Origin of the sequence: Streptomyces sp. NPDC059567, assembly GCF_042735655.1 — a bacterium.
Taxonomy (GTDB): Bacteria; Actinomycetota; Actinomycetes; order Streptomycetales; family Streptomycetaceae; genus Streptomyces.
Window position 1 is genome coordinate 57729 of sequence record NZ_JBHWBS010000001.1, and the last position, 22480, is coordinate 80208.

The 22480-nt window shown below is 72.4% G+C and carries 22 protein-coding genes; 10 read left to right on the forward strand and 12 right to left on the reverse strand.

Annotated features, from left to right (window positions below; translation table 11 throughout):
* The 5 genes from ACFVZW_RS00205 to ACFVZW_RS00225 all read right to left on the reverse strand — a co-directional run.
* Window positions 1-650 (reverse strand): peptidoglycan binding domain-containing protein (locus ACFVZW_RS00205; RefSeq protein ID WP_384514413.1); only part of this gene is annotated, 650 nt, incomplete at its 3' end.
* Window positions 651-768: 118 nt separating this feature from the next.
* Window positions 769-2211, reverse strand: coding sequence for a GH1 family beta-glucosidase (locus ACFVZW_RS00210; RefSeq protein WP_384514416.1), 1443 nt, complete (start codon window positions 2209-2211; stop codon window positions 769-771).
* A gap of 105 nt (window positions 2212-2316) precedes the next feature.
* Window positions 2317-3195, reverse strand: a complete 879-nt coding sequence (locus ACFVZW_RS00215) for a carbohydrate ABC transporter permease (protein ID WP_384514419.1) — start codon at window positions 3193-3195, stop codon at window positions 2317-2319.
* Window positions 3196-3199: 4 nt separating this feature from the next.
* On the reverse strand, window positions 3200-4201 hold the full coding sequence (locus ACFVZW_RS00220) for a carbohydrate ABC transporter permease (RefSeq protein WP_384514422.1): 1002 nt from the start codon (window positions 4199-4201) through the stop codon (window positions 3200-3202).
* 143 nt (window positions 4202-4344) lie between these two features.
* Window positions 4345-5691, reverse strand: coding sequence for an ABC transporter substrate-binding protein (locus tag ACFVZW_RS00225; protein ID WP_384514425.1), 1347 nt, complete (start codon window positions 5689-5691; stop codon window positions 4345-4347).
* Between the two features lie 198 nt (window positions 5692-5889).
* Between ACFVZW_RS00225 and ACFVZW_RS00230 the strand changes: the two genes are divergently transcribed.
* The 5 genes from ACFVZW_RS00230 (at window position 5890) to ACFVZW_RS00250 (ending at window position 12776) form a co-directional block, all read left to right on the forward strand.
* Window positions 5890-6918: a LacI family DNA-binding transcriptional regulator gene (locus ACFVZW_RS00230; RefSeq protein ID WP_384514428.1), complete on the forward strand. Its 1029-nt coding sequence runs from the start codon at window positions 5890-5892 to the stop codon at window positions 6916-6918.
* 311 nt (window positions 6919-7229) lie between these two features.
* The gene (locus ACFVZW_RS00235) at window positions 7230-8276 is read left to right on the forward strand and encodes a phosphatase PAP2 family protein (RefSeq protein WP_384514431.1); all 1047 of its coding nucleotides are present in this window, start codon (window positions 7230-7232) and stop codon (window positions 8274-8276) included.
* A gap of 45 nt (window positions 8277-8321) precedes the next feature.
* The gene (locus ACFVZW_RS00240; RefSeq protein WP_384514434.1) at window positions 8322-10541 is read left to right on the forward strand and encodes an NADP-dependent isocitrate dehydrogenase; all 2220 of its coding nucleotides are present in this window, start codon (window positions 8322-8324) and stop codon (window positions 10539-10541) included.
* Between the two features lie 132 nt (window positions 10542-10673).
* Window positions 10674-10964, forward strand: coding sequence for a hypothetical protein (locus ACFVZW_RS00245; protein ID WP_384514437.1), 291 nt, complete (start codon window positions 10674-10676; stop codon window positions 10962-10964).
* A gap of 87 nt (window positions 10965-11051) precedes the next feature.
* On the forward strand, window positions 11052-12776 hold the full coding sequence (locus ACFVZW_RS00250) for a sigma-70 family RNA polymerase sigma factor (RefSeq protein ID WP_384514440.1): 1725 nt from the start codon (window positions 11052-11054) through the stop codon (window positions 12774-12776).
* A 29-nt stretch (window positions 12777-12805) separates the two neighbouring features.
* On the opposite strand, the gene ACFVZW_RS00255 is transcribed toward ACFVZW_RS00250, so the two are convergent.
* The 3 genes from ACFVZW_RS00255 to ACFVZW_RS00265 form a co-directional block, all read right to left on the reverse strand.
* Window positions 12806-13678, reverse strand: coding sequence for a CAP domain-containing protein (locus tag ACFVZW_RS00255; RefSeq protein WP_384514442.1), 873 nt, complete (start codon window positions 13676-13678; stop codon window positions 12806-12808).
* Between the two features lie 126 nt (window positions 13679-13804).
* Window positions 13805-14686, reverse strand: a complete 882-nt coding sequence (locus ACFVZW_RS00260) for a universal stress protein (RefSeq protein WP_384514445.1) — start codon at window positions 14684-14686, stop codon at window positions 13805-13807.
* Window positions 14687-14928: 242 nt separating this feature from the next.
* The gene (locus tag ACFVZW_RS00265; RefSeq protein ID WP_384514448.1) at window positions 14929-15336 is read right to left on the reverse strand and encodes a RidA family protein; all 408 of its coding nucleotides are present in this window, start codon (window positions 15334-15336) and stop codon (window positions 14929-14931) included.
* A 142-nt stretch (window positions 15337-15478) separates the two neighbouring features.
* On the opposite strand from ACFVZW_RS00265, the gene ACFVZW_RS00270 reads away from it, so the two are divergent.
* Window positions 15479-15859 carry a winged helix-turn-helix transcriptional regulator gene (locus ACFVZW_RS00270; RefSeq protein WP_384514451.1) on the forward strand — a complete coding sequence of 127 codons (381 nt, stop codon included), beginning with the start codon at window positions 15479-15481 and terminating at the stop codon, window positions 15857-15859.
* 260 nt (window positions 15860-16119) lie between these two features.
* Here the strand turns inward: ACFVZW_RS00270 and ACFVZW_RS00275 are convergent, their stop codons facing one another.
* Window positions 16120-17379, reverse strand: coding sequence for an acyl-CoA dehydrogenase (locus ACFVZW_RS00275; RefSeq protein WP_384514454.1), 1260 nt, complete (start codon window positions 17377-17379; stop codon window positions 16120-16122).
* A gap of 148 nt (window positions 17380-17527) precedes the next feature.
* A complete protein-coding gene (locus tag ACFVZW_RS00280) occupies window positions 17528-17986 on the reverse strand; it encodes an RrF2 family transcriptional regulator (RefSeq protein WP_384514457.1) in 459 nt (152 codons plus the stop codon).
* Between the two features lie 414 nt (window positions 17987-18400).
* On the opposite strand from ACFVZW_RS00280, the gene ACFVZW_RS00285 reads away from it, so the two are divergent.
* A complete protein-coding gene (locus ACFVZW_RS00285; RefSeq protein WP_384514460.1) occupies window positions 18401-19246 on the forward strand; it encodes a glutathione S-transferase C-terminal domain-containing protein in 846 nt (281 codons plus the stop codon).
* 27 nt (window positions 19247-19273) lie between these two features.
* Here the strand turns inward: ACFVZW_RS00285 and ACFVZW_RS00290 are convergent, their stop codons facing one another.
* Window positions 19274-19801, reverse strand: a complete 528-nt coding sequence (locus tag ACFVZW_RS00290; protein ID WP_384515021.1) for a hypothetical protein — start codon at window positions 19799-19801, stop codon at window positions 19274-19276.
* 42 nt (window positions 19802-19843) lie between these two features.
* Window positions 19844-20881, reverse strand: coding sequence for an NAD-dependent epimerase/dehydratase family protein (locus ACFVZW_RS00295; RefSeq protein WP_384514463.1), 1038 nt, complete (start codon window positions 20879-20881; stop codon window positions 19844-19846).
* A 140-nt stretch (window positions 20882-21021) separates the two neighbouring features.
* On the opposite strand from ACFVZW_RS00295, the gene ACFVZW_RS00300 reads away from it, so the two are divergent.
* The 3 genes from ACFVZW_RS00300 (at window position 21022) to ACFVZW_RS00310 (ending at window position 22223) form a co-directional block, all read left to right on the forward strand.
* Window positions 21022-21264 carry a DUF5133 domain-containing protein gene (locus ACFVZW_RS00300; RefSeq protein ID WP_384514466.1) on the forward strand — a complete coding sequence of 81 codons (243 nt, stop codon included), beginning with the start codon at window positions 21022-21024 and terminating at the stop codon, window positions 21262-21264.
* Window positions 21265-21384: 120 nt separating this feature from the next.
* Complete coding sequence (locus ACFVZW_RS00305) at window positions 21385-21744, forward strand: STAS domain-containing protein (RefSeq protein ID WP_384514469.1); 360 nt, start codon at window positions 21385-21387, stop codon at window positions 21742-21744.
* Window positions 21745-21767: 23 nt separating this feature from the next.
* Window positions 21768-22223 (forward strand): ATP-binding protein, encoded by a 456-nt coding sequence (locus tag ACFVZW_RS00310; RefSeq protein WP_384514472.1) that lies wholly within the window; start codon window positions 21768-21770, stop codon window positions 22221-22223.
* Window positions 22224-22480: the final 257 nt, after the last annotated feature.

The following is a 22480-nucleotide window of genomic DNA, read 5'->3' on the forward strand; positions in this document are numbered from 1 at the left end:
CCGGGGGGGCGGGTCCGGGCGGGCGCTCGTGAGCGCGGGGGCGCCGCCGCGGGCTCGGGCTCGGGGCCGCCCCGGCGGCCGACGGCCCCCTCGACGTCCAGCTTCTGACCGTCGCGGGCCTGGACGGTGACCGCCTGGCCCTCCTTGAAGGTGACGGAGCCCTCCACGGTCGCGCGGTCGTGGGTCCGGGCGGTCTCCGCCATCGTGGTCCGGGCCTTGGTCTCGTCGAAGGCGACGACGGGTTCGATGTCCCGCTCCTGGGAGGAGAACAGCCGCCCGATCACGGTCACCGGGTCACGCGCGGGGTCCGCGGCCTTCTCGACGGTCTTCCCGACGTCGACGCTCAGGCCGGCCGCGGCCGGTTCGACGGTGCCGGTGCTCTCCCCTATCCGTACCGGTACGGGGGCGGTCCAGGACGCCGGAGGCGAGGACGTCAGCTTCGCCCGAGCCTCCGCGCGGCTCATGCCGCCGATGTCCACGCCGTCGACCCGGGTGCCCTCGGATATCTCGTCGCCGGTGGCGACGAGCCCCGCGGCGTACAGCCCACCCGCGGCGACGAGGACCACCCCGACCGCCGTCACCGCGATGCGAATGCGCCGGTGGCCGCGGGACGGGGCGGCCGCCTCGTCGTCGTGCGTGGAGTCGCGCACACAGCCTCCCGGTGCCGTCGGGGTATCCGAGATCCACCGGCGACGTTACGCCGGGCGGGTGCCGCACGCACGTCGTACCCCGCTGACCAGCGGCGATGTCGCGGTGTGGGTGCCCGACTCACTCCTCCGTCGGGTCCGCCAGCTCGTTGGACCGGGCCACCCGCGCGTACCAGTGCGCACTCGACTTGGGGGTGCGGGCGAGCGACTCGTAGTCGACGTGGATCGCGCCGAACCGCTTCGCGTAGCCGTACGCCCACTCGAAGTTGTCCATGAGCGACCAGAGGAAGTAGCCCCGGACGTCGGCCCCGTCGGCGATCGCCCGGTGCACGGCCGCCAGATGGCCGTGCACATAGGCGATCCGGTCGGGGTCGTGGACCGTGCCGTCGGCCCCGACCTCGTCCTCGAACGCGGCGCCGTTCTCGGTGACGAGCAGCGGGAGGTCCGGGTACCGCGCGGAGACCCGGGTCAGCAGGTCGTACAGCCCGCTCGGATCCACCGCCCAGTCCATCGCCGTGCGCTCGCCCGGCGCGCGGTGGAAGGCGATGTCGTCGCCGCCCGGCCAGGGCGAGTGGTCGCTCGCCCCGTGTCCGTCGTCCTGTGGCTTCTCCGCCCCCTCGGTGACCGCCGACACGACCGTCGGCGTGTAGTAGTTGATGCCGAGCGAGTCCAGCGGCTGCCGGATCGTGGCCGTGTCGCCGTCCCGTACGAAGCCCCAGTCGGTGAGGGAGGCGGTGTCGGCGAACAGGTCCTCGGGGTACGCGCCGTCGAGCAACGGCCCCAGGAAGACCCGGTTCCCGACCGCGTCGATCCGGCGGGCCGCCTCCCGGTCCTCGGCGGAGGCGGTGAGCGGTCGGATCTCGTGCAGATTGAGGCTGATGGAGAGCCGGGCCCGGCCGAGCAACGCCGCCTGCAGGGCCTGGGCGGCCAGGCCGTGGGCCAGGTTGAGATGGTGGGCGGCGCGCAGAGCGGCCACCGCGTCGGTGCGGCCGGGCGCGTGGACCCCGGAGCCGTAGCCGAGGAAGGCGGTGCACCAGGGCTCGTTGAGCGTCGTCCAGCGCGTGACCCGGTCGCCCAGCGCCTCGCCGACCAGTGCCGCGTACGCCCCGAACCGCTCGGCGGTGGCCCGCTCCGGCCAGCCGCCGGCCGCCTCGAGATCCTGCGGCAGGTCCCAGTGGTAGAGGGTGACGACCGGCTCGATGCCGGCACCGAGCAGCTCGTCGACGAGGCGGCGGTAGAAGTCCAGGCCCTTCTGGACGGCCGGGCCGCGGCCGGTCGGCTGGACCCGCGGCCATGCCACGGAGAAGCGGTAGGCGCTCAGGCCCAGGTCCGCCATCATCCGTACGTCGTCACGGAAGCGGTGGTAGTGGTCGACCGCCACATCGCCGGTGTGGCCCTCGAAGACCTTGCCGGGGGTGCGCGAGAAGGTGTCCCAGATCGACGGGGTACGGCCGTCCTCGGCCGCCGCGCCCTCGATCTGGTACGCGGCGGTGGCGGTGCCCCACAGGAATCCGGCCGGAAACCGGCGGGTCGAGGTGCGAGGTCGGGGATCTGTCGCGGTCATGCGGAAGTGCTCCCGAGTGAGAGGAGTGTACGTACGGAAAAGGGGGCGCGCCGGTGAGGGGAGTGGCCCGGTGTAGGGAGTGGCCCGGTGAGGGGAGTGGCCCGGTCAGCTCTTGACGGCGCCCGAGGTGATGCCGCCGACGATGTGCTTGCCGAGCACGGCGAAGACCAGCAGCAGCGGCAGGGTGGATATCAGCGCGCCGGTCAGCACGACCGCCTGGTCGACGGTGTGGTTGCCCGCGCCCAGGCCGGCCAGGGCGACCTGCAGCGTCGGGTTCCCGTCCGGTGTCAGCGCGATGAACGGCCAGAAGAAGTCGTTCCACGCCTGGACGAAGACGAGCATCCCGAGCACCGCCATCGCCGGCCTGGCCACCGGGAACACCACGTGCCAGATGACCCGCAGGCTGTGGGCGCCGTCCATGCGTGCCGCCTCGACCAGCTCCACCGGGAGCGCCTCGATCAGGTACTGCCGCATGAAGAACACGCCGAACGCGGCGACCAGGGACGGCAGGACGACCGACTGGAGCTGGTCGACCCAGCCCAGGTCGGTGATGATCCGGTACAGCGGGATCACGCTGAGCTGCGGCGGGATCGTCATCGTCGCCACCAGGAGGGTGAGCATGGCGCCCCGGCCCTTGAAGGGCAGCTTGGCGAAGGCGAAGCCGGCCAGGGTGGAGAAGAGGACCGTGGACATCGCCACGAGGCCCGCGACGACGGTGGTGTTGATCAGTGCCTCGCCCATGTCGACCTGGTTCCAGGCGAAGGTGAGGTTGTCGAAGAGGCGGGGGCCGGGCAGCAGCGGCGCCGGAGCCTCGACCACGCGCTCGCCCGAGTGGGAAGCGGCTACGAGGTTCCAGTACAGGGGGAAGAGCGAGACCAGGGCTGCCAGGCCCAGCAGGACGTAGGTCAGCGGGCCGGCGTGGTGCTGGCGGCCGGCGGCCGGGCGCCCGAAGCGCCGCTTCCTGTCGAGGGTGGTGTGCGTCATGAGGTCAGACCCCCGGCTTCTTGTGGTTCGCCCGGGTGAAGAGGATCCGGACCGCTCCGATCAGCAGCAGGAGCAGGAGCATCACCCAGGCGATGGCGGACGCCTGCCCCAGAGCGCCGGTCACCCAGCCCTTCTCGTACATCAGCAGACTCAGCGTCTGGAACTGGTTGCCGCTGCCGCCGCTCACACCGAGACTGCCGCCGAAGATCATCGGCTCACCGAAGAGCTGCGTGGCTCCGATGGTGGACACGATGACCGTGAACAGGATCGTCGGGCGGATCGACGGGATGGTGACGCTGACGAACTGCCGCCACCGCGAGGCCCCGTCGAGCGCCGCCGCCTCGTAGAGGTCCTGGGGCACCGCCTGCATCGCTGCGAGGTAGATCAGTGCGTTGTATCCGGTCCAGCGCCAGATCACGATCGTCGAAATGGCGATCTGCGAGGGCCACTTGGAGGACTCCCAGTCCACCGGGTCGAAGCCGGCCCAGCCGAGCACCGTGTTGATCAGACCGTAGTCGGTGTTGAAGAGCTGGGCGAAGACGAGGGTCGCCGCCGCGATCGAGGTGGCGTACGGGGCGAGCACCGCGACCCGGAAGAAGCCGCGGCCGCGCAGCTTGTAGTTGAGCAGATGTGCCAGGCCCAGGGCCATGAGCAGCTGGGGGACGGTCGAGATGACCCCGATGGTGAAGGTGTTGGCGAGCGCGTTCCAGAAGAACTCGCTGTCCGCGAGGTTGGCGTAGTTGTCCAGCCCCTTCCACTCCGCGTCGCCGCCGAGCTCGACCCGGTGGAGCGAGAGCCAGCCCGTGTAGAGCAGCGGGAAGAGCCCGAAGGCCGCGAAGGTGAGGAAGAAGGGGGAGACGAAGGCGTACGGGCTGAGCCGCAGGTCCCACCGGTAGAGCCGGCTGCGCCGACTGCGGGGAGGCGGAGGGGCGCTCGGGTGGGTGGGGGAGGAGGGCGGGGCGGGCGGCGGGGTGCCGTCGGCCGCGGCCCGGAGGGAGGTGGCCACGAGGGGCGTCCCTTCGGTGTCGGTGCGCGTGCGGTGCGTTCGGAGGAGGAGGGCCGGAGGGCCGGACGGCCGCCGGGCGGGGGAGCCGCAGGAGGGCCGGGACGGCCGCCCGGCGGGGGAGCGCCGGCGGCTCGTGGGCGCCACTACTGCTCGATCTTGTCCTCGATGAGCTTCTTGACGTTCTCCCACGCCTTCGCGGGGTCGGTGCCGCGCTGTTCGATGTCGAGGATGCCGTTGTCGGTGATGAAGGTCTTCACCTGGCCGTCCCAGCGGCTGATCGGGGCGGGCGTGATGCCGGCCGCGGCGTCGGAGTAGATCTTCCCGACCGGGGCCTCGCCGAAGTACGGCAGCTTGGCGTCCTGCACGACCGCGGAGGTCAGGGTGTGCTTGGTCGAGGGGATGTTGCCGTTCACGCCGAAGACCTTGGCGTGCTGCGCCGGTGCGGTCAGCCAGGCGGCCAGTTCGGCGGCCTCCTTGGCGTGCTTGCCCGACTTGGGGACGCCGAGGAACGCGCCGCCCCAGTTGCCCGCCACGGGCGGTGCGGCGATGTCCCACTTGCCCTGGTTTGCCGCGCCCGCCTGGTCCTTGATGATGCCGGTCATCCAGCTAGGGCAGGCGACCGTCGCGAACCTGGAGTTCTTGAAGGCGGCGTTCCAGGTGCCCTTCTCGTCGAACTGGCGGAGCTTGGCGGTGATCCCGCCCTGCGCCGCCGCGACGGCGGTCTCCCACGCCTTCTTCACCCCGGGGCTGTTCTCGTAGTCCAACTCGCCCTTGGTGTTCGCGTACTGCACCGGCTCGCTGGAGATGACCGCGTTGAACAGACCGCTCGCGGAGTCGTGGAAGGACGTTCCCGCCGGGGCGTTCTTCTGGTAGTTCTTCCCCGTCTCCAGGAACTTGGCCCAGTCGCCCTGCCACAGCGCGCCGACCGCCGCCCGGTCGGTCGGCAGCTTGGCCTTGGCGAACAGGTCCTTGTCGTAGCAGATGGCCATCGGGCCGATGTCGGTACCGAGGCCGATGACCTTGCCGTCGGAGGTGGTGGCCTGATTGACCTTCCAGTCGAGGAAGGCGTCGAGGTCGGCCCCTCCGCTCTTGCTCAGATCGACCCACTTGTCGGCCATGGCGGGCCCGGTGGCCTCCGCGATGTAGCCGACTTCGAGGGCCTGGATGTCGGCGAGGCCGCTGTTGCGGGAGAGGCGCAGCTTGAGGGTGTCCCAGTACTTCTGGCCGTCGGCGACATTGGACTCGACGATCTTGATGTTCGGATGCGCCTTCTCGTACTCGGCGTAGAGCTTGGCGCCGGTCTTGTCGTCGTAGCCGAAGGAGCCGAAGGTCCCGATGCGCAGGGTGATCTTCCCGTCGCCGCCGGCCTCGTCGGATCCACCGTCGCCGCACCCGGTGATCAGGGCGGCGCAGGCCGTGAGGCCCGCGACCGCGGCCATGGTGGTGCGCCGACGCCCCTCTCCGGTGCGTCTGGTGCTGGAAGTGCGCATACGACTCTCCTCGTCCGGGTGGTGCGATGCGTGGCATGTGGGCACGTGGGAGCGCTCCCACTGCGTCTCGCCGGAAGACTGCTGGCTGGCTCGCACGGGTGTCAAGAGGTGGGTCGGGATCCGTTACGCAGGCTGTGGGAGCGCTCCCACTCTTGATAGGGTCACGGGGAACGCAGGGGATACGAGGGGAGACGGCAGATGGTGGTGAGCGGGCGCCAGACCGGCAGGCCCACCCTGGAGGAGGTCGCGGCCAGGGCGGGCGTCGGCCGGGGCACGGTCTCGCGGGTGATCAACGGCTCCCCGCGGGTGAGCGAGCACGCCAAGGCCGCCGTCGACCGGGCCGTCGCCGAGCTCGGCTACGTACCCAACCGCGCCGCGCGGGCGCTGGCCGGCAGCCGCACCGACGCCGTGGCGCTGGTGATCCCCGAGACCGAGGCCAGGCTCTTCGCCGAGCCGTACTTCCTCGACATCATCCGCGGAGTCAGCGCCGAACTCGCCGACGCCGACAAGCAGCTGCTGCTCACGCTCATCCGCAGCGACAAGGAGCGCCAGCGCTTCGAGCAGTACCTCGCCGCCCAGCGGGTGGACGGCGTGCTGCTGGTGTCGGTCCACGCCGACGACCCGCTGCCGGACCAGGTGCGCGCGCTCGGGCTTCCGGCGGTGCTGAATGGTCGCCGTACCGAGGCCGAGCCGGTGGCGTACGTCGACTCCGACAACGTCGGCGCCGGGCGCTCGGCCGTCGCCCACCTCGCCGACGGCGGCCGCCGCCGCATCGCGACCATCACGGGCCCGCTCGACATGTACGTGGCCCGGTGCCGCCTCGACGGCTACCACCGGGGACTCGCGGAGGCCGGGCTCGCCCCCGACGAATCCCTCGTGGCGACCGGCGACTTCACCGAGGACGGCGGACGGCGGGCCATGCACGAGCTGCTGGAGCGCAGCCCCGACCTCGACGCCGTCTTCGCCGCCTCCGACGTCATGGCGGCGGGCGCCCGCGCGGTCCTGCGCGCGTCGGGGCGCCGGGTCCCGCAGGACGTGGCCCTGGTCGGCGTCGACGACTCGGCGGTGGCCCGCCACATGGACCCGCCCCTGACCAGCGTGCGCCAGCCGATCGAGGAGATGGGGCGCACGATGGCCCGGCTGCTGCTCCAGGAGATCGCGGGAGCGTCGGAGGAGCGGCACCACCGGGTCCTGCCGACGGAGCTGGTCGTCCGCGGCTCGTCCTGACGTCCGCAGGCCGGGACGGCCCCGGTCCCGTTCGGGATGCATCGGGCGGGCGATCTGGGGTGGTGAACACGGCGTTCACCCTGTTCGGCACGCGCAAACACGATCGTTCGATGTCGGGACGTTCCGCCGAGGCATGACCCCGTCGACGTCCGGGGGAGTCCGATCATGATCGAGGGGATCACGGGCGTCCTGATCGGGGCCCGTGCCGTGCGGACCGGGCCGCCGGCCCGCGGAGCCCGGAACGACCGCTCGGCGATTCGTTCGGGTGCGCACAACAGGCGCACCGGACCCCGCCGGGTTCGAATCGGAGCATGGCTCCCTACGACAGGCTCCGTACCGACGGCAGAACGCAGTCGCTGGAGACCGGCACCTGGTGGTACGCCAACATCGCCGGTGAAGCGGCCGACTCCTTCAGCGCCCGGGTACGCAAAAGGATGCAGCGCGCCTGCCTCGCCGCGGTCCTGCTGCTCGCGGTCGTCTACGCCGGCCTCGTGCTGACCGCCACCGGCCAGCGCTGGGAGAACGCCGTGCTCACCGGCCGGCTCACCGACGAGACGCTGGCCGCCGCCCACGAGGCGAACCGCACCCTGCAGCACATCACGGTCTACTCCCTCGCCGTCGCCATGCTCGTCCTGACCGTCATCGGGATGCTGCGCCGACGGTACGCGCTGACACTCGCCGCACTCGGCACCGTCGGCGTCTCCCTCTTCCTGGCCGAGGTGCTCAAGGCCTACGTCCTCGCCCGCCCGGACCTGGCCCACGCGCCCGCGCACCTCACGCACAACAGCTTCCCGAGCGGACACACGACGGTCGCGATGAGCGTGATGTTCGGCCTCGCCCTCGTCGTCCCGTACCGGGTGCGCGGCCTCGCCGTGGGCCTGTGCGCCCTGTGGGCGACGGCCGTGGGCGCGTACACCGTGGCCGCCGGATGGCACCGGCCCAGCGACACGATCGGCGCCGACCTGCTCGTCCTCGCCGTGGCCTGCGGGCTCGTCGCGCTCCTCGCCCGCCGCGGCAAGGTGGGCCCCGCGCGCTCGCGCCGCTTCCCGCTGCGCACCGTCTTCGTGATCGTCCCCTTCGGCATCGCCGCGGTCGGCGGGCTCGGTGCCGGCATGGTCCTCCTCGTCGACTCCATGTTCGTCCTGGAAGCCACCGACCCGAACCTCCCCCACGTCGCCTACCAGGCCGGACACGGCCTCGCCGCCGGTGCGAGCGCCGCGGCCACGCTGGTGCTGCTCGCCCTGCTGCGCCATGTCGACCTGGACGCCGTCCCCACTCCGTACCGCCTCACCGGCACCATCGTTCCCGCGGAGGAGGCAGGGCCCTTTCCCACCGAGGCGGATCACGAGATATCTTGATGTCGAGCAATCTCGCAGACGCAGACGTGGAGCGGAGCACACCCGGTGACTGACTCGACCATCATCTACACCCACACTGACGAGGCGCCCGCCCTGGCGACGTACTCGTTCCTGCCCGTGATCCAGGCCTACGCCTCGACGGCCGGGGTCAATGTCGAGACCCGTGACATCTCCCTGGCGGGACGCATCATCGCCGGCTTCCCCGAGCGTCTCGACGAGGGTCAGCGCATCGACGACGCGCTCGCCGAGCTCGGCGCGCTGGCCAAGACGCCCGGCGCCAACATCATCAAGCTGCCGAACATCTCGGCGTCCATCCCGCAGCTGAAGGCCGCGATCGCCGAGCTCCAGGCGCAGGGCTACGCCCTCCCGGACTACCCGGACGACCCGCAGACCGACGAGGACAAGGACGTCCGCGCCCGCTACGACAAGGTCAAGGGCAGCGCCGTCAACCCGGTCCTGCGCGAGGGCAACTCCGACCGCCGCGCCCCCGGCTCGGTCAAGAACTACGCCAAGACGCACCCGCACCGCATGGGTGCCTGGTCCTCGGACTCGAAGACCAACGTCGCCACCATGGGACAGAACGACTTCCGCTCCACCGAGAAGTCCGCGACCGTCTCCGAGGCCGGCACGCTGCGCATCGAGCACGTCGCCGCCGACGGCACCACCACCGTCCTGCGCGAGTCGGTCCCCGTCCTCGCCGGTGAGGTCGTCGACGCCTCCGTCATGCGCGTCGCCGCGCTGCGCACCTTCCTCGGTGAGCAGATCGCCCGCGCCAAGGCCGAGGACGTCCTGTTCTCCGTGCACCTCAAGGCCACGATGATGAAGGTCTCCGACCCGATCGTCTTCGGCCACGTGGTCCGCGCCTTCTTCCCGAAGACCTTCGCCGCCCACGGTGCGGCGCTCGCCGCCGCCGGCCTCTCCCCGAACGACGGCCTCGGCGGGATCCTCAACGGCCTGGCCGCCCTCCCGAACGGCGCCGAGATCAAGGCGTCCTTCGACGCCGAGCTCGCCGAGGGCCCGGCCCTCGCCATGGTCGACTCCGACAAGGGCATCACCAACCTGCACGTGCCGTCCGACGTCATCGTCGACGCCTCGATGCCGGCCATGATCCGCACCTCCGGCCACATGTGGGGCCCGGACGGCCAGGAGGCCGACACCCTCGCCGTCCTCCCGGACAGCAGCTACTCCGGTGTCTACCAGGCCGTCATCGACGACTGCCGCGCCCACGGCGCCTTCGACCCGTCGACCATGGGCTCCGTACCCAACGTCGGTCTGATGGCGCAGAAGGCCGAGGAGTACGGCTCCCACGACAAGACCTTCGAGATCGCCGCGGCCGGCACCGTCCGCCTCGTCGACGCCGCCGGCAACGTCGTCCTGGAGCAGGAGGTCGCCGAGGGCGACATCTTCCGCGCCTGCCAGACCAAGGACCTGCCCATCCAGGACTGGGTCAAGCTCGCCGTCACCCGCGCCCGCGCCACCGGCGCCCCGGCCGTCTTCTGGCTGGACGAGACCCGCGCGCACGACGCCCAGCTGATCGCCAAGGTCGAGCAGTACCTGCCGGAGCACGACACCGAGGGCCTGGAGATCAAGATCCTCGCCCCGGTCGACGCCACGACGTTCTCCCTGGAGCGCATCCGCCGCGGCGAGGACACCATCTCCGTCACCGGCAACGTGCTGCGTGACTACCTGACCGACCTCTTCCCGATCCTGGAGCTGGGCACCAGCGCCAAGATGCTCTCGGTCGTCCCGCTGATGGCCGGCGGTGGCCTGTTCGAGACGGGCGCCGGCGGCTCCGCCCCGAAGCACGTCCAGCAGCTCGTCAAGGAGAACTACCTCCGCTGGGACTCCCTCGGCGAGTTCTTCGCCCTGGCCGCCAGCTTCGAGCACCTGGCGACCACCACGAGCAACGCCCGCGCCCAGGTCCTCGCCGACACCCTCGACCGCGCCACCGGCACCTTCCTCAACGAGGACAAGTCGCCGACCCGTCGCGTCGGTGGTATCGACAACCGCGGCAGCCACTTCTACCTGGCCCTCTACTGGGCCCAGGAGCTGGCCAAGCAGACCGACGACGCGCAGCTCGCGGAGGCCTTCGCCGGCCTCGCCAAGACCCTGACCGAGCAGGAGGAGACGATCGTCTCCGAGCTCAACGCGGTCCAGGGCTCCCCGGCCGAGATCGGCGGCTACTACCAGCCCGACCCGGCCAAGGCCGCGGCCGTGATGCGCCCGTCCGCCACCTTCAACGAGGCCATCGCGTCCCTCGCCTGATCCCGGCGCGACAGCTGTTCCGCCCCGGCCGGAGTTCCTTCGGCCGGGGCGGTCCCGTCGGTGGCGAGAGGTCCCGCGGACGGGGCGGTCCCGTCGGTGGCGGATGTGGCATCCGGGTGTGAACCTGGATGGATGAGCTGGGCATCATGGACGACCCCCGGCGTCTACACCGGGCGCGGTGGCGTGCTCACCGAGGAAGTCGGTGCGGTCACGGGCGACCTGACCGTGCACACCACCTGGGCAGATGGCGAAGCACGCGTGGCCGTGCAGTACAGCGGCGCGTCCGACTGGTTCACGATGTCGGGCAGTCCTGTGCCGTGCGCCAGCGAGCTGGAGAGCCGCGACCTCCACGAGGCCGCGGTCGAAGCCGTACGGGCGGGGAACGCGGCCACCGTGCCGTATCTTCCGCATCCACCGGCATAAACATCGGCGCGAAGTGTTATCCCACCCGCGCCCGGGGGTCTCCTCACCACGGGGACGGACAGACCCAGGCACGAGGGAGCAGGCAGGATGCACAGCGACGAGCGCGGCACGGCCGCACTGGTGGACGCGGCCGTGGCCGGAGACCCCCACGCCGGTGAGCGGCTGATACGCGCGTACCTTCCGCTCGTCTACAACATCGTCGGCCGCGCGCTCGACGGGCACGCCGATGTCGACGACGTCGTGCAGGAGACGATGTTCCGGGCCCTGGACGGCCTCCCCGGGCTGCGCGACCCCGAACGCTTCCGGTCCTGGCTCGTCGCGATCGCGATGAACCAGATCCGCCGGCGCTGGCGCGAGCGGCAGACCGGGCCCGTGCCCGGCCTCGACCGGGCCGCCGAGCTCGCCGATCCCGGCGGAGACTTCGTCGACCTCACCATTCTGCGACTCGGCCTCTCCGGGCAGCGGCGCGAGGTCGCCGAGGCCACCCGCTGGCTCGACGAGAGCGACCGCGAACTCCTCGCCCTGTGGTGGCTGGAGGCCGGCGGCGAACTGAGCCGTGCGGAGCTCGCCGACGCCCTGGCCGTCCCCCCGGCGCATGCGGCGGTCCGCGTCCAGCGCATGAAGGAGCGGCTGGAGACCGGCCGGGCCGTCGTCCGTGCCCTCGCCACACGGCCTCCCTGCGCGGAACTGCTCGGTGTGACCGCCGGCTGGGACGGACACCCGGCACCGATCTGGCGCAAACGCATAGCCCGCCATGTGACGACCTGCGCCACCTGCGGCCGCACCCGCTCGGGCCTGGCCCCCGCCGAGGGCCTCCTGGTCGGCCTCGGCCTGGTGCCACCACTGCTGGCCTGGGCGGCGACACGGCCCGACATGGAGACGGCCGCCTGGGCGGGTCACTCCCCGGACGCCGGCGCGGGGGGCGACAGGGGCGCGGGGCAGGCCGGTCCGGGACCCGACCTGGCGCCCCACGGGGGAGCGCCGACGGATCCGGGGGCCGTGCCCGGTGGTGGCGGGCTCGGGCCGGGGTCCCACCCGGGCTCCGAGCCGGGACCCGGCGGCGACGGGGCCGGACCGGGGCCGTACCCGGCGGACGAGACCGGGGCGGGGACCAGTGGTGACGGGCTCGGGCCGGTGCCCGGCGACGGAGGTGGCGGCTTCGGCGACATGGGGTCCTCGGGCCCCGCGCACGCAGCGGGCCGCGGTGGGTCCGGCATACGCCGGTCCGTCGTCGCCGGGGTGGTCGCCGTCGGCGTCCTCGGGGGGCTCATCCTGCTCGTACCGTCGGAGCCCGAGGCCCGCCGGCCCGCACCTGCTGCGCCCGCCGCGGCACCGCCCCCGTCGCCGAGTGCCGTACAGCGGTCGACGGCCGTACCCTCGCCGCGTCCGACCTCCGCCACGCCCACCCCCAGGCCGACCCCGCCCCCGACCGTCGAGGAGCGGCTGACCCGACTCGTCAACCAGCGCCGCGCGGAGGCGGGGTGCGCGCCGCTCCGGCAGGACCCCCGACTCACCGAGGCCGCCCGGGACTACGCCCGGGACATGGTCCGGCGCGGCTACTACGCGCACAGCAGCCCCGAGGGCGAGTTCGCCGACGCGCGGATCTCCTCGGCCGGCTACGCCTGGTCCGCCTGGGCCGAGAACCTGGCACGCGGGGGATCCGACCCGTCCGACGTCTTGGACGGTTGGATGGACGGCGCGATGCACCAGGAGAACATGCTCAACTGCCGCTACAAGCACTCCGGCGTCGCCGCCGTGTCCGGCCCCGACGGCACGGTGTGGGTGCAGAAGCTGGCGGCGCCCGCCTCCTGAACCCGCACCGCGCCGGGGCGCGGACCCGGTCAGCGGCCGGTGCCGAAGTTCTGCACCCACCAAGGCCCGTTGGAGGTCAGCTTCACCCCGACACCGATGTCCTTGAACGAGCAGTTGAGGATGTTGCGCCGGTGTCCGTCGCTGTTCATCCAGTCCTCCATCGCCGCCGTGGGGCTCTTCGGGCCGCGGTGGATGTTCTCGGCCCAGCTCGACCACGCGTACCCGGCGGCCGTGATCCGGTCGCCCGCGTCCCGCCCCTCGGGGCTGGTGTGCTCGTAGTAGTCGCGTTCCGCCATGTCGTCCGCATGCGCCTGGGCCGCGCTCCGCAGCCGGCTGTCGGAGCGGAGCGGCGAACAACCCGCCTTCTCGCGCTCGGCGTTGGCCAGCGACACGACCTGGTCGACGTACTGGTCCACCTTCCCGACGACGGACGCCACCGCTTCGACCCGGCCGGGCACCGCCGCCCTCGCTCGCGCCGGTGTCGGCCGGGCGGCGGCGGGCGTGGGCGTCGCCGCGGAGGCCGACGCCGAGGCCGACGCGGGCACGGCCCGAGACGGGGAGGAGGACGGGGCGACCCGCGGAGCGGACGGCACGGCGGGCGGGGTCTGTTCCGGGGGCGCGGCCGAAGGGGCGGCCGACGGCACGGACCCCTCGGCCAGGGGCGCCACCCGCGACAGGGCGACCGTGTCCGGACGGGTGCCCGCACCCTCGGGCGAGCCCAGGGACGCGACGTACGCTCCCGCCGCCACGGTGAGGACGGCCGTCGCCGTACCCGCGACGGTCACGGCGGTACGGAACGACGGCGCGCGGCGCGCGCGGCGTCCCGTCACCCGTCCTCTGCGGTGCCTGCCGCCGCCGTGCGTCCGCCGGTCGTCGGGGCTGTGTTCGTGGTGGTGCTGCATGGGCTCCGCTCTCTTCTCCGAGTCCACCGGACCGTCCGGCGCAAGGGAGAGCCGCCGGGGCGACGGACATAACCCTTTCCGGCCCCCCACGCGTCGACACACCTCGTCAACGCCGTATACCCCCACTCACTCGTGCGGTACGACCACCACCGGGCACGGCGCCAGGTGGAGGGCCGCATGGGCGACCGAACCGATCCGGGACCCGATCACCCCGCGCCGTGCCCGACGTCCGACCACCAGGAGCCGGGCGTCGCCCGAGGAGCCGAGCAGTACCTGTCCCGCGCTGCCGATCTCCACGTGTTCGGTGACCCGCACCTCGGGGAACCGCTCCCGCCAGGGCGCCAGCGCCTCGCGCAACGCCTGCTCCTCGTACGGGACCAGGCCGCCGGCCTCGTCGGCACGTGCCAGTGCCGAGGACGTCGGGCTGTACGCGTAGAGCGGCGGCAGGCTCCACGCCCGTACCGCGCGGACGGACGCACCCCTGGCCGCCGCCGTCTCGAACGCGAAGCCCAGCGCCGGCGCGCCGTCGTCCGCCGAGCCGAGCTGACCGACGACGACCACCCCGCCCTCGGGGTCGCCGCCGCCCGCGCCGTCCCGGGAACGCACCGCCACCACCGGCCGGTGGGCGCCCGCGATGATCTGCTGACCGTAGGAGCCGAGCAGGAAGCCGGCCACCGCGCCGTACCCGCGCGAGCCGATGACGAGCATCTCCGCCCGCTCCTCGGTGCTCAGCAGCGCGGCGACCGGGGTGTCCTGCAGCACTTCGGCGGTGAGGGGGAGACCGGGATGGCGCTCGGCGATCGTCGACTCCGCCTTCCGCAGGACGTCGTCGGCCGTCCGCTCCTGGCTCGGCCGGTCCTGTTCGAGCGGGATCTCCAGAGGCTCCCACCGCCAGGCGTGGACCAGACGCAAGGGCAGGCGCCGTCGTCGCGCCTCGCGGGCGGCCCAGTCGGCCGCCGCGAGACTCTCCGGCGAACCGTCCACTCCTGCGACGATCTCTCGACTCATCGGGTGACTCCGTCCCTCGGTGACGGGCCCGGCCCGTCGACCGGCCCCTGTCCCGTCCAGCGTGGGACCGCCGACCGCTCGACGAGAGGGCCGGACGTCCCGCCATGACGGTACGTCGGTCCCGGAGCCGCCGCCTCCGCTCATCGGGTGGTTGCACCGCCGGATGCTGAGCCGTCGTCAGGGTGAGGGGCCGGATGCCCGGGAGAGACGGTCGGCCGCGCCACGCGGCCTCCGGCACCGGTTCAGTCGATGACCGCGGTGGCCTCGATCTCGACGAGGTGGTCCGGTACGTCCAGCGCCGCCACGCCCAGCAGCGTGGCCGGCGGGACGGGGGCGACGCCCTTCTTCGCCGTCGCCCGGGTGATCCCCTCCAGCAGGAGGGGCATCTTGTCGGGGGTCCAGTCGACGACGTAGACGGTCAGCTTCGCCACGTCGTCGAAGGTGCCGCCGGCCTCGGCCAGGGCGGTGGCGATGTTGACGTAGCACTGCTCGACCTGAGCGGCCAGGTCGCCTTCGCCGATCGTCGTTCCATCGGCGTCCCAGGCGACCTGCCCGGCGATGAAGACGAGCTTCGATCCGGTCGCGATCGACACCTGCCGGTACACGTCGATCGTGGGCAGTCCGCTGGGGTTCACCAGGGTGATGGCCATGTTGTCCGCCTCCTCGTCGAGGGAGCCCGAAGGCTCTCTTCCACGGAACCACGACTCCCGTGGTCTCTTGTGGTTACTCAGGAACCGTAGGAGAGTGGTCGCTGACATGGAAGAACGCACTTTTCAGTGACTGGGGAACCGTATGGTGACCAAGCAGTTCAGGGGCTCGCCCGAGGACGCGGACCTGATGCGCGCCGACTCCTTGGCGCGGGAGATCTTCTCGGACGTCGCCAACAAGTGGGCGCTCCTGATCATCGAGTTCCTCGGTGAGCGCACCCTGCGCTTCAGCGAGCTGCGGAACGAGATCGAGGGCATCAGCCACAAGATGCTCACCCAGAACCTGCGCATGTTGGAGCGCAACGGGCTGGTCGACCGGACCGTCTACCCCACCGTGCCGCCGCGGGTCGATTACGCCCTGACCGAGCCGGGCCGTGCCCTGCGCGTGACGATCGACGGACTGTGTGACTGGACCCACCGGCACCTCGGCAACATCGAGGCCGCGCGCCGCCGCTTCGACGGCTGACGGTGCCAGGCGCCGGTCGGCCTCGGGCCGGCCCGTCGTCCGCGCCGTGCGACGGAGCCGGCCAGGGCGGACTGCGATGCATGGCCCCAGCGTCCCGGCCGCCTCGACGCCGGGGCAGAGCGCTCGCACTCACCTGCCTCTGAGTAGCAGGACGCCCCCGGCGCGGGCGACGGCGGAATGACGCGACGGAGGCCAGGCCGTCGAGGACGGGCAGCCGCCGTTGTGCGGTCGGTACGAACCGCCGCTCTGGGGTCCGCGGCTCACGCTCGCAGGGTGAGCCGTGGGTGGGTGCCGTTGAGGTAGTGGTCGCCGATGTCGCGCAGGCGGTGGGATGCGGACGAACTCGCCGTGAGGGCACGGGCGTTGCGCCAGAAGCGATCGAAGTCCGGTCCGCCGCCCGTGGCGCCGGAGACGAGTTCGAGGATCCGCGTGGTGATCTGGACCGCGGATCGGCTGGTCACCGCCTCGGCCGCGGCGACCAGCACGGCGATGTCGGCCCGTTCCTCGACGCCGAGCGACCGCTCCGCCAGCAGCCCGTGCGCCAGCGCGTCCGTGGCTCGCTCGACGACCGCCGCCGCGGTGTGCGCGGCCGTGGCCAACTCTCCGTACGCCAGGAGGAGATACGGGTCCTCCCCTTCGCTCAGCGGGTACCCGTCGGTCGGCGGTGGTGCGGCCTGGGTGGCGCGGCTGATGTCCCGGGCCTCCGCGAGCGCTCCTTCGGCGATTCCGAGGCCGACATGGACCAGGAGGAGCCGCAGGGCGAGCGGGGCCAGTGCCGTGAAGGGGGCCACGGCATGCTCGTCGCCGGGGAGCGCGCCCAGGATGTCCCGGGAGTTCACCCGGACCTGATCGAAGGTCACGGTTCCGGCGCCGACGAGGCGTTGGCCGACTCTCTCGGTACCGGCCTCGATGAACACCGCGGGATCCACGGGATCCACCAGCGCGACCATGACCTCACTCGTCCCCGTACACCGCGCCCCCACGATCAGCCGGTCGGCGACGGCGACGCCGGAGGCGAACGACCTGCGCCCTTCGAGAACGTAACCACCGTCGACCGGCGTGAGGGTCGGCTCGGGTTGGCCGATGCTTCGGGAGGGTTCGATGCCGCCGGCGAGCAGCCATCGCTCCTGTGTCGTGCGGTTCTCCAGGGTATCGGGGGCGTTCGAAGCCGCAGCGCCTCCCGACAGGAAGCGCGCGGTCCAGGAGAGCACGTAGTGATGGGCGAGGAGTTCGCCGATCGAGCTGTCCGCCGCCGAGATCTCGCGGATCACCGCGCATGCGGCCCGCCAGTCGGCGCCGCGGCGGCTCGGCCCGGGTGGGGTGAGCAGCGCGGGCAGTCCGGCTTCCCTGAGCCTGGCCACCTCGTCGAAGGGGGGTTTGCCGGCCCGGTCCCTGGCGGGCGCGTCGACCGCGAGGTCGTCGGCGAGTTCCCGGGTGACGCGGGGCCAGATCGCGTCGTCGGCCGGGCGGTCGACCGGTCCGGAGGTGGGCCGTATCGCTGACTTCTTCGGCGTTCTCACGTCACCTCATATGATCCCTAGTATTCCCACTGGAATAGTAGGGATATTGGCAGAGGGGTGACGAGGGGCCCAAGGGGCGTTCGCATGGTGGACAAGCACGTCTCGTCCATCGAGACCGGTGCGCGGGTAGTCGCCGATCAGGCGCAGGTCAGGGGTTGGTCCATGCCTCCGGGTCCTCCGCCAGCTCGGAGATCCCCGCGGGCAGCTTCGCCGCGGCCACGTCCGCCAGCGACACCTCGTCCAGCACCTGGCGCACATTCGCCCGCAGCGCGATCCACAGCGTGAGCAGCGACTCGGCCGGGCCCGTGTACGAGAGCTCCGGAGGGCGCACCCCGCGTACGGACACCAGCGGGCCGTCCACGCAGCGGATCACGTCCGCGATGGAGATCGAGTCGGCCGGCCTGGCCAGCCAGTACCCGCCGTTCCCTCCCCGCTGGCTCAGCACCAGACCGCCACGGCGCATGTCGCCGAGGATCCCCTCGAGGAACTTGTGGGAGATGTCCTGGACCTCCGCGATCGCCTCCGCCTTCAACGGACCCGCGTCCTGGGCGGCGGCGAGCTGAAGTGCGGCACGCACCGCGTAGTCGGCCCTGGCTGAGATGCGCATGACCCGCATTATTCCCCACCGCGGTGACCGGATTCGTACGCTCGCGAGCGCGGGTCCCGGGGTCGTCCGCACCCTTGACGTGGGCCGTGGCCACCTCGACACTCGAGGACGGGAATCCGAGCGAACAGGTAGGGAACCATGGGGCTCACGGCGGGAAGGGACGCGGCTCGCACCGTCCTGCTGCCCCGCTCCCTGCCCCTGACCTCGCGCCGCCACATCGATCTCCTGCGCGTGTGCAGTGCGGCGAGTCGTGTGCGCCTCGGGTGCGCCGGCGCCACCACCCCCTCCGCGCCCTGAGCCCGCGGCCCCCTACCGCAGCGCCCCGTTCTCCTCCTTCCCGTATCTCTGCTGCCTCCGCGCGCGTGTCGATGGCGCGCCGCCGTGACCCAGCACCGAGCACCCCCAGGGAGAATCATGTCCGTCATCCCCTCCGTCGTCACGCCCGTCTTCCGTGGCCGGATCGGCTGCGACGTACGCAGCGGTCACTACGCCGTTCCGCACCGCTACCGGCTGCATCTCGCGCTGTCCTGCCCCAGCTGTCTGCGCGTCGCCGCCACCCACAGCCTGCTCGGACTCCAGGACACGCTCCCCCTGACCCTGCTGCCCGCCACCCCCGACACACCCGGCGGCGGCTACGCCACGCTGCGCCCGCTGTACGAGGCCAGTGCCCATCAGTACGCCGGGCCCGCCGTCGCCCCCGTGCTCAGCGACGGCTGGACCGGCCGGATCGTCACCACCCATGTCCCCGACATCCTGCGCGACCTCGCGCTGCGGTTCCGCGGCGCCGGCCCCGAACTGCTCCCGGCCGGGCGCGAGTCCGAGATCGCGGCGATCGGCGACCTGTGCGAGCGCAGCGTCAACCGCGCCGCGCAGCGCGCCGGCGAGCTGGGCCTCGACGACCTGGCCGCGCACCGCGACCCGCTCTCCGTGCTCCTCGCCGCGCTCGGTCGGCTCGAACGGAGGCTGGAGCGGCAGGCGTACGTGCTCGGCGACGAGATCACCGCCGCCGACGTGCATGTCTGGGTGACGCTCCTCCAACTGGACACCGTGCACCGCTGGCACCTGGACGCCGGCGCCATGGACCGTGTCGCGGACCATCCCGCGCTCTGGGCCTACGCCCAACGCCTCGCCGCGCGGCCCGAGTTCGGGCGCCACCTCGACCTCGACGGCATCGCGAGCCGTCATCGCGCCCACTGCCGGGGCCAGGAGGCGGCGGGCGCCGCCATGAGCATCGTGGACTGGCGGGCGTACCGCGTCTGAGGCGGGACGAGGGGGACGCCGGAACCGTCAGACGAAGGGTGGTTCCCAGTCCTTCTTGACCTCGAAACGATAGTCGCGCCGGTCGAGCACCCGGCCGTCCCCGTCGACCAGCGAGGCGACCACCTCGTAGACCCCGCGCGCCCGCGGCCCGCTCGGGACCCGCTCCGGCGGGAGCTCCAGGTCGTAGGGCCCGCCGTGCCGGAAGTCCCCGAGCGCCACATCGGCCCCACCGAGCTCTGCGCCGTCCTTGCTCCGCTGGTCGACCACCTTCAGGCCGGTCACCGACGGACCCTCGACCCGGAAGCGCACGACGGCGCGGAACTCCGCGCCCTCCTTCACCGTGAACGGCTCCTGCGCCGCCCCCGACGGGGGTACGGGCAGTGAGATGTCGCCGGGGCCGGTGAACCGGAGCGCGAGTCCGAGCAGTCGCACGGTACGGCCCTCCTGGAGCGGAACGGCCGCGGCCGGATCGGCGAGGGAAACCATGGTGTGCTCGTCTCTCGGGAGGGTCTCGTCGGCGAGGCCGGGGGCGGGACGCAGCGCGGCTACCCGAATCGCTCCCTCCCATGCGGCGGGCCGCGTGGGAGGGAGCGCCCGTCAGCCGAAGCGGCGGCCGGCGAGCGGAGCCGTCGCGTCCCCGCTACCGGCGCGTACGCCCCGCAGGAAGCCGCCGAAGGCCTCGATGGGGGTCATGGACGGCGCCCACTCGAGCTCCCGGCGGGCGCGCTCCGTGGCGAGCAGCGGCAGACGCAGCACGGCGTCGAAGAGGTCGGGGGACGCGGGGGCCACCCGCAGTTTCCAGGCCGTCGAGAGCACGCCGCGTACCGCCGCGTTCGGCACCTTGATCGCCCGGGCGTCGAGGAGGGAGGCGAGGGCCGCGGTGTCGATCGCCGGATCCGCCGCCACGTTGAAGGCGCCGCGGACGTCACGTACCAGCGCCCGGCAGTAGGCGTCGGCCGCGTCGTCGGTGTGCAGCGCCTGGAAGCGCAGCCCCTTCAGCTCGGGAAGGAGCGGCAGCAGATCCGGGCGCATCAGCGCGCCCGGGAAGTAGCGGCCCGCGAAGATCCGGCGCTGCTCGCTGGCCGACTCCTCCTTGAAGAGGAAGCAGGTCCGCATCCGCACCACCCGCGTCGTCGGGTGATCGCGCTCGAAGGTGTCCAGGACCCGTTCCAGATACGCCTTCTCACGGGTGTAGGCGGCGCCGGGCCAGCCGTGCGTCGGCCAGGACTCCGAGACGGCGGCACCGTTTCCGGGGCCCGGTGAGTAGGCGCCGATCGACGAGGCGTGGACCAGGACGGGCACCCGCGCCGCCGCCACCGCGTCGAGGACCCGCAGCGTGCCCAGGACGTTCGACCGCCATGTCTCGGTCATGTCGTGGGTCGGGTGGAAGCGCCAGGCCAGATGGACGACCGCGTCGGCGTCCGCGACGTACTGCGCGAGCCGCGGTTCGTCGCCCTCCATCGACAGGTCCACCTCGGCCCACTCGGTCTTCGACAGCGTCAACGCGGGTCTGCGGCGGGCGAGTCCGAGGACGGAGGCGATCCGCGGCTCTCGTTCCAGGGCCCGGAGCAGGCTCGTCCCGACATTGCCCGTGGCGCCCGTGACGACGACCCTCAGTCCCTCACTCGCCTTCATACTTCGACCTTCCGCCATCCCAGGCGGGCGCGCACGCCGGGATGGGGTCGTGACGGATCGTGGCCGGTTGGGTCGCGCGGGTGACGGAGTGACCCGAATATGGAGCAACGGAGCGAAGGGGGGTGTGCCAGGAGGACATGATGTTGCTGCCCGACAGAAACACGATCGATCGGCTGCTGCGGCACTACCGGGCTCAGGAACGCGCGGTCCTGGCCAGGCCGGGCGACCTGTCGGTCCGCAGGCGCTTCGAGGACACGGCCTACACCCTGTGTGTGCTGATGGGGGAGCGGACGGCGCGCGAGGCGGTCCACGCGGCCGAGCGGTACGTGGGCAAGGTGAGCCCCGCGCCCCGGCAGGCGCTCGAAGGGCTGCCCGGCTCGTGAATGGCGCGTGAGCGCCCCCGGTGACCGAGTGATGGGTGGGCAGGTGGGGCAAAACGAGCGTTCCGGGGCATGAGTGGGGTAGATGCCCCTGTACGGAAGCGGAGGGAGGCGGGTGACCCGATGGCGTCGGAGCGGTTCACCGTCACGGCGGCGCCCGGGCCGCAGCCCGGAGTCGTGGTGCTGTCCCTGACGGGGGAGCTCGACCACGACACCGCGGACGCGTTGCGCGGGGAGCTCGAGGGGCGAAACGGAGCGGTGCGGATCCTGGTCGACTGTGAGGGGCTGCGGTTCTGCGACTCGACCGGCCTGAACGTACTGCTGCGGGCCCGCCTCCACGCGCTGGAGGCCGGCGGCCGTCTGGAGCTCGCCGGGCTGCGACCGCCGGTGGCCCGGATGTTCGAGATCACGGGAGCGCGGACCGTCTTCCGCGTGTACGAGAACGTGGCCGAGGCGCTCACGGATCGACGGGCGGACGGCTAGGCGGGCGGATCGCGGAGGGAGCGGTGGGCGAGGAAGCCGTGGAAGAAGGCCAGGTCCGGAGGCTCGTGCTGTTCGGGACCAAGGGCGTGGTGATGCGCTGCCGCGATTTCACCGCGGAGGCCCTCGCCGACTGGGGCTGGCTCCCGGCCGGGAACGACGAGGCGCGGGAGCGGGCCGACGACGTGCTGCTCCTGGTGTCGGAGGTGGTCACCAACGCCTGCCTCCATGCGGGAGGGCCCGAGGAGCTCGTCCTCCGCCACCGTCGGGACGGCTTGCGGGTCGAGGTCTCCGACGCGAACCCGGAGCACCCCAGGCGGCGACAGCCCCGAGCGCCGTCGCTGCCCGGCGGCCACGGGCTGATGGTCCTGGACCGGCTGGCGGGGGACTGGGGCTCGGAGCCGCGCGAACGCGGCAAGGTCGTCTGGCTGGAGGTCGGCCGCCCACCCCGACCGCCGTGGCACGGTGACGGCAGACCCTGAAGGACGCCACCCCCTGACCCCGCCCGTCCGCGGATCACCCGGCTCGAATCCCCTCACCTCGGGACCCGGTCCGCGGTTGCCCGGGCGTGGTGGTGCGGCCGGATCCCGGCCGAAGGTTGATCAGACGCCGCCGACGGCGGGCCGCCGTGGTCCCCGGCCGTGGGGGGCCGCCCTGCCCCCCCCGATACCGCGGCCGCCCGCCCAGGGCGGTCGTGGGGCTCCACCAAACCCCTCCAGAGCTCGTCCCGGATTACGGC